Annotated in this window: 10 protein-coding genes; 8 read left to right on the top strand and 2 right to left on the bottom strand. The window is 61.8% G+C overall.

Features of this window, described 5'->3' with window-relative positions; all coding sequences use genetic code 11:
• The first annotated feature begins 67 nt into the window (after window positions 1-67).
• Window positions 68-1,252: a cystathionine gamma-synthase gene (locus MMB48_RS08720; RefSeq protein ID WP_032744483.1), complete on the top strand. Its 1,185-nt coding sequence runs from the start codon at window positions 68-70 to the stop codon at window positions 1,250-1,252.
• 139 nt (window positions 1,253-1,391) lie between these two features.
• Here MMB48_RS08720 and MMB48_RS08715 read toward each other — a convergent pair whose 3' ends face one another.
• A complete protein-coding gene (locus tag MMB48_RS08715) occupies window positions 1,392-3,116 on the bottom strand; it encodes a L,D-transpeptidase (RefSeq protein ID WP_032744482.1) in 1,725 nt (574 codons plus the stop codon).
• Between the two features lie 158 nt (window positions 3,117-3,274).
• Here MMB48_RS08715 and recQ point away from each other — a divergent pair, with 158 nt between their 5' ends.
• From recQ to MMB48_RS08700, 3 genes are all read left to right on the top strand, one after another.
• Window positions 3,275-5,230, top strand: coding sequence for a DNA helicase RecQ (gene recQ / locus MMB48_RS08710; RefSeq protein ID WP_032744481.1), 1,956 nt, complete (start codon window positions 3,275-3,277; stop codon window positions 5,228-5,230).
• A 112-nt stretch (window positions 5,231-5,342) separates the two neighbouring features.
• Window positions 5,343-5,837, top strand: a complete 495-nt coding sequence (locus MMB48_RS08705) for an S-ribosylhomocysteine lyase (protein WP_032683462.1) — start codon at window positions 5,343-5,345, stop codon at window positions 5,835-5,837.
• Between the two features lie 241 nt (window positions 5,838-6,078).
• Window positions 6,079-6,621: a histone acetyltransferase gene (locus MMB48_RS08700; RefSeq protein ID WP_012578272.1), complete on the top strand. Its 543-nt coding sequence runs from the start codon at window positions 6,079-6,081 to the stop codon at window positions 6,619-6,621.
• Between the two features lie 187 nt (window positions 6,622-6,808).
• Here MMB48_RS08700 and MMB48_RS08695 read toward each other — a convergent pair whose 3' ends face one another.
• The gene (locus MMB48_RS08695) at window positions 6,809-8,269 is read right to left on the bottom strand and encodes an APC family permease (RefSeq protein ID WP_032744480.1); all 1,461 of its coding nucleotides are present in this window, start codon (window positions 8,267-8,269) and stop codon (window positions 6,809-6,811) included.
• Between the two features lie 227 nt (window positions 8,270-8,496).
• Here MMB48_RS08695 and alr point away from each other — a divergent pair, with 227 nt between their 5' ends.
• From alr to pdxS, 4 genes are all read left to right on the top strand, one after another.
• Entirely contained in the window at window positions 8,497-9,855 is a 1,359-nt protein-coding gene (gene alr / locus MMB48_RS08690; protein WP_032744479.1) for an alanine racemase, read from the top strand.
• Window positions 9,856-10,047: 192 nt separating this feature from the next.
• Complete coding sequence (locus MMB48_RS08685; RefSeq protein WP_032744478.1) at window positions 10,048-11,334, top strand: deoxyguanosinetriphosphate triphosphohydrolase; 1,287 nt, start codon at window positions 10,048-10,050, stop codon at window positions 11,332-11,334.
• A 149-nt stretch (window positions 11,335-11,483) separates the two neighbouring features.
• Complete coding sequence (dnaG, locus tag MMB48_RS08680; protein ID WP_032744477.1) at window positions 11,484-13,583, top strand: DNA primase; 2,100 nt, start codon at window positions 11,484-11,486, stop codon at window positions 13,581-13,583.
• A gap of 191 nt (window positions 13,584-13,774) precedes the next feature.
• Window positions 13,775-14,650, top strand: coding sequence for a pyridoxal 5'-phosphate synthase lyase subunit PdxS (gene pdxS / locus MMB48_RS08675; RefSeq protein WP_007053677.1), 876 nt, complete (start codon window positions 13,775-13,777; stop codon window positions 14,648-14,650).
• The last annotated feature ends 15 nt before the right edge of the window (window positions 14,651-14,665 follow it).

Below are 14,665 nucleotides of genomic sequence, written 5' to 3'. Positions count from 1 at the left end.
TCCGCACTGGCCAACCGCACCTGTTTTACCTTCGAATACGGAACAATCCCGAAAGGAACCCGATATCATGTCCGCTGAATACAACGCCAAGTTCGCCAACACCGACATCGCCACCCGCGCCATCCACGCCGGCCAGGAGCCCGACCCGACCACCGGTGCGGTCGTCACGCCGATCTTCGCCACCTCCACTTTCAAGCAGGATGGCGTGTTGGGCCTCAGGGGAGGCCACGACTACTCCCGCTCCATCAACCCCACTCGCACCAGCTTCGACGAGCAGCTCGCCGCCGTGGAAGGCGGCAAGTACGCGCTGAGCTTCTCCTCGGGCTTGGCCGCCATCGACGTGCTGCTGCGCTCCACCATCAAGCCCGGCGACAACATCCTGCTCGGCAACGATGTGTACGGCGGCACCTACCGCCTGCTCTCCAAGGTGTTCGTGCCGTGGGATGTGGGCCTCGACGTGGTGGACATCACCGATCTGAAAGCCGTGGAAACCGCATTGGCCTCCAAGCACTACCAGTATGTGTGGGTCGAGACCCCGTCCAACCCGCTGCTTAACATCACCGACATCGCGGCCACCGCCGAAGTTGCCCACAAGTACGGCACCAAGGTCGCGGTCGACAACACCTTCGCCTCGCCCGCCCTTCAGCACCCGCTGGCCGATGGCGCCGATGTGGTGGTCTACTCCACCACCAAGTACATCGGCGGCCACTCCGACGTGGTCGGCGGTGCCGTGGTGGTCAACGACGAGGAGACCCGCGAGAAGGTCGCCTTCCTGCAGAACGCCGCCGGCGCAGTGCCCTCCCCGTTCGACTCCTGGCTGGACATCCGCGGCCTGAAGACCCTGGATCTGCGCGTCAAGCGCCACAGTGCCAACGCCCTGAAGGTGGCCGAATGGCTCGAATCCCAGCCCTCTGATGTGATTGAGCGCGTCTGGTACCCGGGCCTCGAGTCCCACCCTGCTCATGAAATCGCCGCCCGCCAGATGCACGGCGGCTTCGGCGGCATCGTCTCCGTGCAGCTCGCGGGCGGCGCCGAGGCAGCCAAGCACTTCGTGGACCACACGCAGATCTTCACACTGGCCGAATCGCTCGGCGGTGTGGAAAGCCTCATCGAGGTGCCCGCCGCCATGACCCACGCCTCCGTGGCCGGCACTACCCTGCAGGTGCCCGCCAACCTGGTGCGTATCTCGGTCGGTATCGAGAACGCCGACGACCTTATCGCCGATCTCAAGCAGGCGTTGGATCGTATCTGACCGTACTGACGGTACTGGTGGCACCGTATTGACGGTGCCACCACGCTTATCGGCGGACTCGCTATCGATTGGTACCTACAAAAAACCCCGGCCCACAAGGGTCGGGGATTTTTTCGTTATCGATTAAACATGGATTGAATCAGCTGGCGTCGCCGCCCTGCCATCCAGTGGCATCCGCACCAGCTGGGCGCAACGCCTGACCGGAAGTCGGTGTGGTGCCATCAACGACCACACGAGTGCCGATGGTGGCAAAGTCGTACATCCACTTGGCGTCGGCCACTTGCATGTTGATGCAGCCGTGCGAGCCTGGGATACCCTGCTGCACATAGATGGGGTGCTCGCCCCACATGTATGCAGGAACACCGTGCAGGGCCTCGCCGCCGTTATAGTAGGAAATCCACGGCGTGCCTGGCTGGTTGTAGCCTTCGCCAACCATGGTCTGCGATTCGTACTTGAGATACACGTAGAACGTGCCGGTATCGGACAGCATGGAACCATCGGCGGTGGGCTTGCCAGAAGCGATGTTGAACTTCCTGACCACCGTGGTGCCCTGATATGCAGTGGCAGTCTGGTTCGTCAGATCAACATGAACCCACTTATCGCCATTTGCCGTATCGAAGTTATGAGGCACCTCGACCTGCTTGACATCATATGGGCTGTCTTTCACAGCCACAGTGGAATCAGTGGACTGGTTCTGCTCGATGGCGGTAGCCAGACGTTCGGGGGCGTCCCCGGCACCAGTCACTTCAATACCATCCACGCCGAGTGTCTTATCGGCACCAATTTCCACGCCGCCTTCGTCTTTCGGCGTGATGTAGACCTCGCGTGTCACCTTGGGAACAGTCAGTTCCTTGGTTACGCTGTCACTGGTGACGTACTTGGTGATGGCATCGCGGTCGACTACCAGACTCATGGTGTCATCCGCCTTATTCACCGTGGGCTTGAGGAATGAGGCAATGGTATCGGCCGGGATGGTGACGCTCTTGTTCACGCCGTTGTCCACGGTCAGTTTGAGGCCAAGCTTGGCATTGGCGTCAAACTGTGTTTGCTGTGCGCTCGCCTCATCAATCGGATTCTTTACAGTCTGTATCTTGACCGGCACCGTCGCATTTTCGCCCGGGGTCGCGACGGCCTCCTTGACTGCAGCATTGACAACATTGATATCCGGGCCCTTGCCATCCTGACCCGCGGTGTAATCGAACTGCTTGGTGCTCTTGTTGTAGACAACGGTGGCAATCTGCGCTCGGTCGGTCTCGTCGACCAGGCCGGCGGTGACGAATTGTTCGGCAGTCTCTTTGTCCGTGGTGGCGGTCAGAGCGATATGCGGCTGATCGAAAATATTGAGCTTGGCCACGTCGCCGGTCTTCGCGTTCAACAGCGCATCTACGGTTTTATCCGTGTCGACGGTGACACCAAGGTCCTTCAGCGAGGCTTTGACGCTGTTGCCTTCGGCGGTGAACGTCACCGTGGTGTTATTCTGCTGCTGCTTCACAGTATTCGCAAGTTCTTCGCGGGTCTGGCCCATGACAGAGACATTGCCCAAATGAACACCGGGCGCAGCCTTGTCTTGGAAGTACCAACGTCCGACGAAGAAATAGGCTATTAATGCGGCAAGCAACACTGCAAATATGGTTATGATGGCGATCCGTGCGGCCTTGCCATGTGATTTAGCGGTGGTAGATGCCATGACATGTTCACCCACATAGGCTGTATTGTCGGCATGGTTATTGGTGCCATTGTCACTTTGCTGTGGTGTGGCGGTACCTGTGGCCGCGGCTGCGAACAGCCCATCGGCGGCCACAGGCTGCAGCACCGCCGTCTCCTGATCGTCAGGAGAGGAGAAGGAAAATGTATCGTTGGCCATAAAATGCCCCGTCTTAGTTCTCTCAAAGCGGCATATCGTGCGATATGCCGGGAATAACGTTCCTCGACGCATAATAATACGGAAGGGCTACGTACATCGTTACGAGGTATTCCGTTATACGATGAAATCCATCCGCGGTCGGCCTACACTGGTCGTTTATGACAGCACATCAGGCGGCGCTGGAGGCGCTCACACGATACTTCGGCTATGACTCGTTTAGGCCCGGACAGCAAGGAATTGTCGAGGCTTTGCTTGCCGGACGCGATGTCTTGGGCGTGATGCCCACCGGTGCAGGCAAGTCCGTGTGCTACCAGATTCCCGCCGCGCTCAGCCCGGGTGCGACTTTGGTCATATCTCCCTTGATTTCCCTGATGCGCGACCAGGTCGATGCGCTGAACGACCTCGGTCTGCCGGCCGCGTTCATCAACACCACTCAAACTCCCGACGAGCAGGCGATGGTGTTCGCCCAAGCCGCCGCCGGACAGATCAAACTGCTGTACGTGGCCCCGGAACGCTTGGAAACCGGGCGATTCCGCGACTTTGCCGCCCGTACGCCGATCTCGCTGATCGCCGTGGACGAAGCCCACTGCGTCTCCCAGTGGGGTCAGGACTTCCGCTCGTCGTACTTAGGTATCGGCGATTTCATCGCCGGGCTGCCGCAGCGTCCACCGGTGGGTGCGTTCACCGCCACCGCCACCGAACGGGTGCGCCGGGACATCGTGGGACTGCTGGGATTGCGGAATCCGGCCGTCACCGTTACCGGATTCGACCGGCCGAACCTGTATTTTGATGTGGTCAAACTGGAGACCAAATACAAGGCCGCATGGGTGGCGCGGTATGTGGCCGACCATCCGGACGAATCCGGCATCGTCTACTGCGCCACCCGCAAGACCACCGAAGCACTCGCCGACACGCTGAACCAGATGGGGCATCCGGCTGTCGCCTACCATGGCGGCATGTCGCCGGACGCGCGTGAGGCGGCCCAGCGCGACTTCATCACCGACAAGGTGCCGGTGGTCGTGGCCACCAACGCTTTCGGCATGGGCATCGATAAGTCCAACGTGCGTTACGTCATCCACCACAATCTGCCCGAATCCATTGAGGCCTACTATCAGGAGGCCGGCCGCGCGGGCCGTGACGGCGAGCCCAGCCGATGCACGCTGCTGTGGAATGAGTCAGACATCGTCACCCGGCGTCGGTTGCTGGATAACGATTATGAGAACGAGCGATTGACTCCCGAAGAGCAGGAAATCGTTCGCCAGTCCAAGCGCCGGCTGCTGGACGGTATGGTCGGCTACTGCCGCACCACCGACTGCCTGCACCGGTATATGACCCGGTATTTCGGTCAGGAATTGTCGTCGAATGCTGGTTCCACGGCGGGTGAAGACATTGCGGCGGACTCTTCGCAGTCCGGCAGATGCGGTGCCTGCTCGAACTGCGAAAGCACGTTCGAGACCATCGACGTGACCCGCGTGGCGCAGGCGATCAGCCGTTGCGTGCATGACGTGGGGCAGCGCGTCGGTTCCGGCAAGATCGTCAAGATCCTGCGCGGTTCGCGGGCACAGGATCTGGCATGGCTGAACCCGGAGCGGATGCCCACCTTCGGCATGCTCAAGGACGTGAACGAGGCTCGCGTTCGCGACGTGTTGAGCCAGATGGCCACGGACGGGTACCTGTCAATCGCCGAAGGGCGTATGCCAATCGTCATGTTCGGTGCGCGGGCGGCCGAAACCGCCGCTCCCGACTTCCACTATGAGATCAAACGGGTGGAACGCAAGTCGGCGGCGGCCGGTTCCGGTCGGAGCGGGGGAGTGGCTGATACTGCCGATTCCGCCAATGTTCCCGGCGATGCGCTGGGCTCGTATATCCCGGACGATGATGAGGAATCGCTGTTCCAGAAGCTACGCGAACTGCGACGCACCATCGCCCAGGAAATCGGCAAGCCGCCGTACATCGTGTTCTCCGACAAGACCTTGCGCGACATGACCCGCATCAAGCCGGTTACCAACGCGCAATTTCTGGCGGTCAACGGCGTCGGTCAACACAAGCTCGACCTCTACGGCCAGCGCTTCATGCAAACCATCGCCTCGTTCAATGCCGGGAGTGCGTCATAACAATCTCCTATAGCGAACCGCGGAGTATTTGCGGGCGTTCTTGGGCTGGCGCGACTACGATGACTGTTCGATACTTCATGACCGAACAGTCAGCAAGTAGAAAGGCAACAGCATGGCAGAGGACAAGGCCGAAAAGCCCGTCGTCGAATCATTCCAGCTTGATCACACCAAGGTCAAGGCACCGTACGTGCGTTACATCGACACCGAAACGGGCCCTCACGGCGACGTGATCTCCAATTACGATCTGCGCCTGACCCAGCCGAACAAGCAGGCCATCCCCACCGGCGGCCTGCACACCATCGAACACACCATCGCCGTGCTGCTGCGCGAACGTATCCCGGGCTACATCGACTGCTCGCCGTTCGGCTGCCGCACCGGTTTCCACCTGCTGACCTGGGGCACCCACTCCACCGAGGATGTGGCCAAGGCGTTGAAGGAATCGTTGGAGTTCATCGCATACAAGGCCACGTGGGATGACGTGCCCGCCACCACTGAGAAGAGCTGCGGCAACTATCGCGACCACAGCCTGTTCGCCGCCAAGGAATGGGCCAAGCAGATCCTTGAGGAAGGCATCAGTTCCGACCCGTTCGAACGCAAGGTCGTCTGATTCGTCTGATTCGATCCAATTCTGATTCGGCTCCCGCTGGCGGGAGCTGGGGGCAAAGCCGACTGAGGGTGGCTGTCCTCAACTCGGCTGGACTGTCCGGCTCCTGCGGACGGAAGCCATTGTTTATTAGTGTCCGTCATGCAACGCGGAGGGGATTTCTTGTGCCTACGGCATGGTAGGTTGGCCGTCAGTTAGTCGCCGGTCACCGTGCCGGCAACCCGGCATGTCGGAGAGGTGAGAAGTGACTCAGTCGAACGCTGCAAACAAGGCGACAGGCCGCCGTTTCCGCCACGCCACCATGCGCGATCTGCCGCAGATGCAAAAAATCTACGCACGCGCACGCGCGTTGATGGCCGCCAACGGCAACCCCACCCAGTGGGGCAACGAATTTCCGCGTGAATCGGTGATTGAGGACGACATCGCCAACCAGCGTACGATGCTGCTGGTCGACACCTGCAATGGCCACGAACGCATTCTGGCCCAGTTCGCCCTGTGCCCGGGCAAGGATCCGACCTACGCCAAAATCGAAGGCGCCTGGCTGGACAACGACACCTATGTGACCATCCACCGCATCGCCGCATCCGGTCTGGTGCGCCACGCGGCCCGCGACTGCATCAGGTGGGCCCTGAAGCACTACGGCAACGTGCGCGCCGACACCCACCCCAATAACAAGGCCATGCAGCACGTGCTCGAAAGCTCCGGCTTCGCCCGTTGCGGCCTGATCCAGCTGCTCGACCGGCCGGTCGACACCACCAGAATCGCCTATCAGCGCCACGAGTGGTGAGTGTGGCTGTCGCCAGCGTGTTCGGTTCCGCGGTGGAGCTGGTCAGGTAAGGTCCACGTCGTCGCGCACGTACGGTCCGTCGGCCGCCCGTTCAAACTCGTGCATATCGCAAAAACCGTACGCTGAAAGTAACTCAGCGTACGGTTTTCACGAAAGCAGCCATCGCCTATCGGTCAGCCGATAGACCTCAGTCCTCAGTCGCAGCGACCTTGGCGTCAGCCCCGGCCTTCTGCTCAAGGCCGAGCTTGGAGCGCTTGCGGCTGTAGCCGAAGTACACGATCAGGCCCAGACCGAACCAGATGGCGAAACGCACCCAGGTCTCCCAGTTCAGACCGGCGATGAGCACGAAGCAGAATACGATGGACAGGATCGGGGTGACCGGCACGCCCGGCGCGCGGAAGCCGCGGGGCGCATTCGGCTGGGTCTTGCGCATCCATAGAATACCGGCCGACACGATGATGAACGCGGACAGCGTGCCGATGTTCACCAGCTCGAACAGCACGTTGATGTTGATGAAGCCGCCGGCGAACGCGGTCAGCAGACCGAAGAACCAGGTGCCCTTGAACGGGGTGCGGTACTTCTCGTGCACGTGGCCGAAGAACTTCGGGAACAGGCCGTCACGGCTCATGGCGTAGCAGATACGGGACTGGCCGTACAGCTGTACGAGCATCACCGTGGTCATGCCGATGAGGGCGCCCAGGTTCACGATCACCGCGAGCCAGTTCATGCCGGTCTCCAGGATCACGCCGGCCACTGGGGCGTCGATGTACTTGGCGAAATCCTTGTAGGGCACCACGCCGGTCATGATCAGGGTCATGATGATGTATAGGACGGTGGAAACGGCCAGGGACAGCAGGATGCCGCGCGGCAGTGTCTTGTTCGGGTTGATGGTCTCCTCGGCGGAGGAGGACACGGCGTCGAATCCGATGAAGCTGAAGAACACGATGGATGCGGCCGGCACGATGCCGTACGGCTGGGTGGAGCCGGGCTGGAAGGTGTAGACGCCATACGGGGAGAACGGCTGCCAGTTGGACGGCTTCACATACCACACGGCGCATGCGATGAACAGCACGATGATGGCGAGCTTGATGAGCACCATCACGTCGTTGGTGCGCTTGGTCTGGTTGATGCCGATGGACAGCACCCACGTGATGATCAGCACGATGACGAAGCCGGGCAGGTTGAAGTAGGTGGTGACGTCCGGGTTGGTGCCGTAGGCGGCGGTCAGTTCGACCGGCAGATGCAGGCCGAAGCCTTCCAGCAGCTTGTTGAAGTATCCGGACCAGCCGGCGGACACGGTGGCCGCCTGCAGGGCGTATTCCAGGATCAGATCCCAGCCGATCACGAAGGCGACGAGTTCGCCGAACGCCAGATAGGCGTAGGAGTAGGCCGAGCCGGAGACCGGAGCCATGGCGGCGAACTCGGCATAGCACAGGCCGGCGAAACCGCAGCAGATGGCGGCCAGCAGGAACGATACGGACAGGGCCGGTCCCGCGGTCAGCGCGCCCTTGCCGGTGAGTACGAAGATGCCGGTGCCGATGATCGCGCCGATGCCGAGCATCGTCAGATCGAAGGTGCGCATCGTGCGCTTCAGGGGAGTGGATTCGGCGACAAGCTGATCCACGCTTTTCTTACGAAACAGATCCATGTTCTTCTCTCATGAAATCTAGGATTATGGGGCTGAACCGGACGGATTTCCGGGATCCCGGCACGCCTCAACGCCGGGAATCATAGGCGGTCCTGTGTTGAAAACCGCACATTGGACATCAGTGTACGACTGCCCGGCGAAAACGGTGCCCGCCGTTCCGCACGCCGGGACGACGTCATGCGGTCGAAACGACCGCACGTCATATTCCCGCGCAACAATAGATATCCATGAGCATGAACGCAGCACCGGAAATCGCATTCTCCTCCGAGCGGGGCAAAGCCAATTACGAGGCCGCCCGCCGGCAATACCCCGCGCAGGCCATCGTGAACCTTAAAACCATGCGCGACAACATGGCCCATCTGGTCTCCGTGGTGGGCGGCCCCGCATCGGGCACGGCGGTGATGGGCGTGGTCAAGGCCGACGCATACGGCCATGGCCTGCTGCCCACCGCCCTGGCCGCGCTCGCCGGCGGGGCCACATGGCTCGGCACCGCGCAATCGCATGAGGCGCTCCTGTTGCGCAGGCTTGGCATCGGTCCCGACCGGTGCCATATCCTGACCTGGGTATACAACGGCGCCGCGGCGCCGTTCGATGATTTGATCGCCGCCGACATCGACGTGTCGGTCGGCTCCCTGTCCGGCATCGAGGCGCTGGCCGCCGCCGTGCGCAGGCTCGGCAAGCCCGCCCGCGTACACGTCAAGGTCGATTCCGGCTTCGGTCGCAACGGGTTCACTCCGGCCGGATTCGACGCCGCGCTCGCCGCGCTCGTGCCCCTCGCCAAGGAGGGTGTGCTGCGCATCGTGGGCCAGTGGAGCCATCTCGCCGTGGCCGATTCGCCCGATGTGCCCGAATTCGTCGCCTCCACTGACCAGCAGATCGCAACGTTCAAGGACTTCACCAGGCGCATGGAGCTGGCCGGCATCCCGCCCGAGATCCGACATCTGGCCAATACGGCGGCGACACTGGACCGACCCGAGATCCATTTCGAACTCACCCGCCCCGGCATCGGCCTGTACGGCTACGAACCCGACCCCGCGATGGGCACCCCACGCGACTGGCATCTGACCCCGGCCATGCGCCTGCAGGCGCAGCTCGGCACGGTCAAGGACGTGGAGGCGGGTCACGGCATCTCCTATGGCCGTACCTATCTGACCCCGGACAACACGTCCACCGCCATAGTGCCGCTGGGGTACGCCGACGGCATCCACCGCTCCGCCTCCGGTTTCGATATGGAAGGTGCCAAGCACGTGGAGAAGCCGGGAGGCCCGGTGCGCATCATGACCGCCGAAGGCCCGAGACTGTACCGTGTGTGCGGTCGCGTGTGCATGGACCAGTTCATCGTGGATCTGCATGGGTCCGCCGCCGAACTCGGCGTTCACGAGGGCGACACGGTCGAACTGTTCGGCCCGGGCCGCGGCGAGGATTACGTTGAGCCTACCGCCGACGATTGGGCCCGCGCCGCCGACACCATCAGCTACGAGATCTTCACCTGCCTGCGCAACCGCATCCCGCGCCTTTACGAGCATGCTGCCGAAGTGCTGCCCGCCGCCGACCTCGCCAAACTCGACCCGGCCACGCTGCTATAAGGTGCATTACCGCCATACGGTGGCACCCCGTAATCCCTTCTTCCCGAATATGTACCACTGACATGTGCTGAGCGTCACATATTCGGGAAATCGGCCCCAATCTCCCGAATATGTGCCGTTGAGTTGACGTCAGTGGCACATATTCGGGAAGTCGGGATTACTACGGCCGATATGTGTGCCTATGCTTGGCATATGGAAACAACGTTGGATGGGGAACAGGTGATGAGCGATGAGGGCTACAGCGCCTTCGACGAGGAGCGATGGGCACCCGAGCCGCCCAAATCCAAGTCGCGCACGGCTTTCGAACGCGATCGCGCGCGACTGATTCATTCGTCCGCTTTGCGGCGTTTGGGCGCGAAAAGCCAGATTCTGATTGCCGGTACCGACGATTTCGCCCGCACCCGACTGACGCATACGCTGGAAGTCGCCCAGATCGGTCGCCAAATCGGCGCATTGCTCGGCTGCGATCCGGACGTGGTCGACTGCGCCTGTCTGGCCCATGACCTTGGTCACCCGCCGTTCGGGCACAACGGGGAGCGTGCGCTCGCCGACATTGCCAGCAATATCGGCGGCTTCGAGGGCAACGCGCAGACCATGCGTATCCTGACCCGGCTCGAACCCAAGATCTTTCACCCGGACGGGCGTTCGGCCGGCGTGAACCTGACCCGTGCGGCCTTGGATGCGGCCGTCAAATACCCGTGGACCTTGGCCGAAGCCGACCAACACCCCAAGGGGGAGCGGTCGAAGAAGTTCTGCGTCTACCCGGATGATGAGCCGGTGTTCCGCTGGCTCAAAATCGGCGCTCCCCAGGCCACCAAGCCCATGGAATGCCAGATCATGGACCTTTCGGATGATGTCGCCTACTCCGTGCATGATGTCGAGGATTCCATCGCCACCGGCGCGTTCGATCCGATTGTGCTCGCCGATCCGAAGATGCTGGACCACATCATCGAGCAGACGCGCGCATGGTATGGGGCGAAGTGGGATGCCGACAAGCTGCTGGCCGCGTTCATGCGATTGCGTCGAGAGCATTTGTTCCCTGCACATTTCAATGGTTCGCGCGAATCGTTGGCGCAGCTCAAGAACATTACGTCCGATTTGATCGGCCGCTTCTGCTGGTCGGTGGAAACCGCCACGCGCGACACGTATGGGCCCGGGCCGTTGACCCGGTATTCCTCGAACATCGTGATTCCCGAGGACACGAATTACGAGATCGTGGCGTTGAAGGGCATCGCCGTGTACTTCGTCATGGCGCCTCGCGAGCGCGAGCCATTCCATCAGGAGGAGCTCAAGATCGTATCGGATTTGGTCGATGTGCTTATGGCCGATTCGCCGCTCCCCTCCGACGCTTTGGAAAGCCAGTTCCTGGCCGATTGGAACGAATCCACCAACGACGACGAGCGCCTGCGCGTCGCCATCGATCAGGTCGCAAGCCTGACCGACAACTCCGCCCTGGCCCTGCACTCCATCTTGTGCTGAGGCTGTGTCAGGCGGGTGCGATACTCCGCCCTGCGGGTTCACTTCTTGGAAGGGGCCTCGCTGAGTCTGAGGGGAGTAGAACCCAGAAGAACTGGTGTCCAACGGCAAAAATTTACTGTGTCTCAGGTGAGGCGGTACTCTAGAGACTTATGGTCGGAATGATTAAGAAAGAAGATGTCGAGAAGGTGCGCGCCGCCGCGGACCTGTATGACATTGTATCTGCGACCGTAACGCTTAAGCCCTCCGGCACCGGCACCTTCGTGGGCCTGTGCCCGTTCCACGACGAGAAAACCGGCAGCTTCAACGTGCGTCCCTCGCTCGGCGTGTGGCACTGCTTCGGCTGTGGCTTGGGTGGCGACGTATTCAAATACGTCGAACAATCCGAAAACATCGATTTCCGCGAAGCCGTGGAACTGCTCGCCGACAAGTACCATATCGAGCTGCACTACGAGAACAGCGACAACGGCCCGAGCCGTGAGAACACCGGCTCCAAGCGCACGCGACTGCTGGAAGCCTGCGAGGAAGCCCAGCGCTTCTTCGTCTCCCAGATCCTGACCAAGGAAGCGCTGCCCGCCCGCAAGCTGCTCGGAGGCCGCAACTTCTCCCAAGCTGATTGCGAACGTTTCGGTTGCGGCTACGCGCCCCAAGGTTGGGATAATCTTGTGCGCCACTTGGCCTCCAAGGGCTTCACGCAGAAGGAAATCCTCGACGCGGGCTTGGCCCGTCAAGGCCAGCGCGGCATCTATGACTATTTCCGTGGCCGCGTGACGTGGCCCATCCGCGATTCGACCGGCCGCACGCTCGGCTTCGGTGCGCGCAAATTATACGAAGACGACCAGATCGCCGCCAAATACATCAACACGCCGGACACGCAGCTCTACCGCAAAACCCAGGTGCTTTACGGCATCGATTTGGCGAAATCCGCCATCGTCAAGAAGCGGCAGGTCGTGATCGTCGAAGGCTATACGGACGTGATGGCCATGCACTTGGCCGGCATCGACACCGCCATCGCCACGTGCGGCACGGCGTTCGGCGCCGAGCACGCCAAGATCGTGCGCCGCCTGATCGCCGACGATTCGCTGGGCGCGGTCCAGCTGGTCGGGCCGCTGAAGGTCAAGGACCAGCCATTGAGCTCGCGTATTGTGTTCACGTTCGACGGTGACGCCGCCGGCCAGAAGGCCGCGCTGCATGCCTTCGGCCTTGATTCGGCCTTCCTCTCCCAAACCTTCGTGGCCGTGGCCGACGACAATCTTGACCCGTGCGACCTGCGCATCGAACGGGGCAACGAGGCGGTGCGCTCGCTGATCGCCCGCGCCAAACCGTTGTATGATTTCGTGATCGACGCCGCCATCGGCCGGTTCGACCTGACCTACACCCCGGGACAGGTGGGTGCGATGAAAGCCGTGGCCCCGCTGGTGGCGCAGATTCGCGACCGCTCCCTGTGGGACGCTTACGCGCGCAAGTCCGCGGGCCGTATCGGCGTGGACCTTGAGGTGATGCGCCGCGAGGTGATGAACGCGCGCCGGCAGATGCACGTGCGCGATGAGGACGCCTATGCGCCCAAACGTCGATTCGAGCGTGACGAGCCGCGTGTGGAACCCGGCACCAACCCGTACGCCAATCCGGCCACGCGCAAGGCTTTGGAGCGCCGTGACGCCGCCGAACAGGCATATTTCAAGATCGACGACGCCGTGTTCATCGCCGAACAGCAGTTCATGGCCGTGTTGATTCAGGTGCCGCGCGCCATCGACCGCACCATGTTCGGGCAGCTGACCATCGAGCATTTCATGACTTCGGTGTTCCGCACCCTGTTTCAGGCGATCGCGGCCGCTGGCGGACTGCCATCCGACGATACCCCGCAGGGGCTGTGGATGCACAACCTCACCAAGGCCGGCGGGCCGATGCTCAATCAGGTGATCAACGAGCTGGCCGTCATGCCGTTGCCACTGCCTGGCGACGACGGTGGTAATGGCGCACAACCTCCGCAGTCGAACGCGCCCGGGGGAGTCGGCGGTGGTGCGGCCGCCGTGCAGCTACGCCCTGCCACGCCGGAAGAGCAGCGCTATGCCACCGAACTGCTCACCCGGCTACTGGACATGGGCTTCATGCGCCAGATCGGCTTGGCCAAACGCCGCATGGCCCAGCTGCCCGACGGCGAAGAGAAGATAACCCTCCTCGGCCAGATCACCCGCATGGAAACCGCCCGTAAAGACCTCCAAGCCCAAATCTACGGCAACACCGTCGGCTAATACCTCCCACTGATTGCGCGCATCTTCGAATACGTGCCGGATGCATAAGGCCATACAACCGGTTGCCGGATTGGATGGGTGCAGAAGTTGCGGATTGGCCCCATCCAAATTGGACTGGTCTGGGTGGGGCCAATCCGATTCGTTCAATAATGAAGCGCGATACCAAGCAGCGTCGAAACGAAGGGAAACTCATGACGCAGAATCGTGCGGAACTCAACCGTAATCTGGCCCAGATGCTCAAGGGTGGCGTGATCATGGACGTCACCACGCCCGAACAGGCGAAAATCGCGCAGGACGCCGGCGCGTGTGCGGTGATGGCGCTGGAGCGCATTCCCGCTGACATTCGCGCCGCCGGTGGCGTCTCCCGCATGAGCGACCCGGCCATGATCAAGGGCATTCAGGAAGCTGTCTCGATTCCGGTCATGGCCAAGGTGCGCATCGGCCACATCGCCGAAGCCCGCATTCTGCAGGCCATCGAAATCGACTACATCGACGAATCCGAAGTGCTTTCCCCGGCCGACGACGTGTACCACATCGACAAGAACCAGTTCGACGTGCCGTTCGTGTGCGGCGCGAAGAACCTGGGCGAGGCGCTGCGCCGCATCGCCGAGGGTGCTGCCATGATTCGCACCAAGGGCGAGCCCGGCACCGGCGACGTGATTCAGGCCGTGCGTCATATGCGCACCATGAACAAGCAGATCCGCGAGCTCGTCGGCCTGCGCGACGACGAGGTGTACGAGGCCGCCAAGCAGCTGGCCGTGCCGTATGATCTGGCCAAGTACGTGCACGACAACGGCCGTCTGCCCGTCGTGAACTTCGCCGCCGGTGGCGTGGCCACCCCGGCTGACGCCGCCCTGATGATGGAGCTCGGCGCCGAGGGCGTGTTCGTGGGTTCCGGCATCTTCAAGTCCGGCGACCCGGCCAAGCGCGCCGCCGCCATCGTCAAGGCCACCGCCAACTGGCAGGACGCCGATCTGCTCGCCAAGCTGTCCGAAAACCTCGGCGAAGCCATGGTCGGCATCAACGAGGACGAGATTCAGACCATCATGGCCGCTCGCGGCGAGTGAGTGCATCACCTTGGC

It is taken from the genome of Bifidobacterium sp. FKU, from assembly GCF_026016385.1.
GTDB classification, from domain to species: Bacteria; Actinomycetota; Actinomycetes; order Actinomycetales; family Bifidobacteriaceae; genus Bifidobacterium; species Bifidobacterium infantis.
The sequence above is the reverse complement of the archived record's forward strand: the minus strand, read 5'-3'. Positions and strand labels throughout refer to the sequence as shown.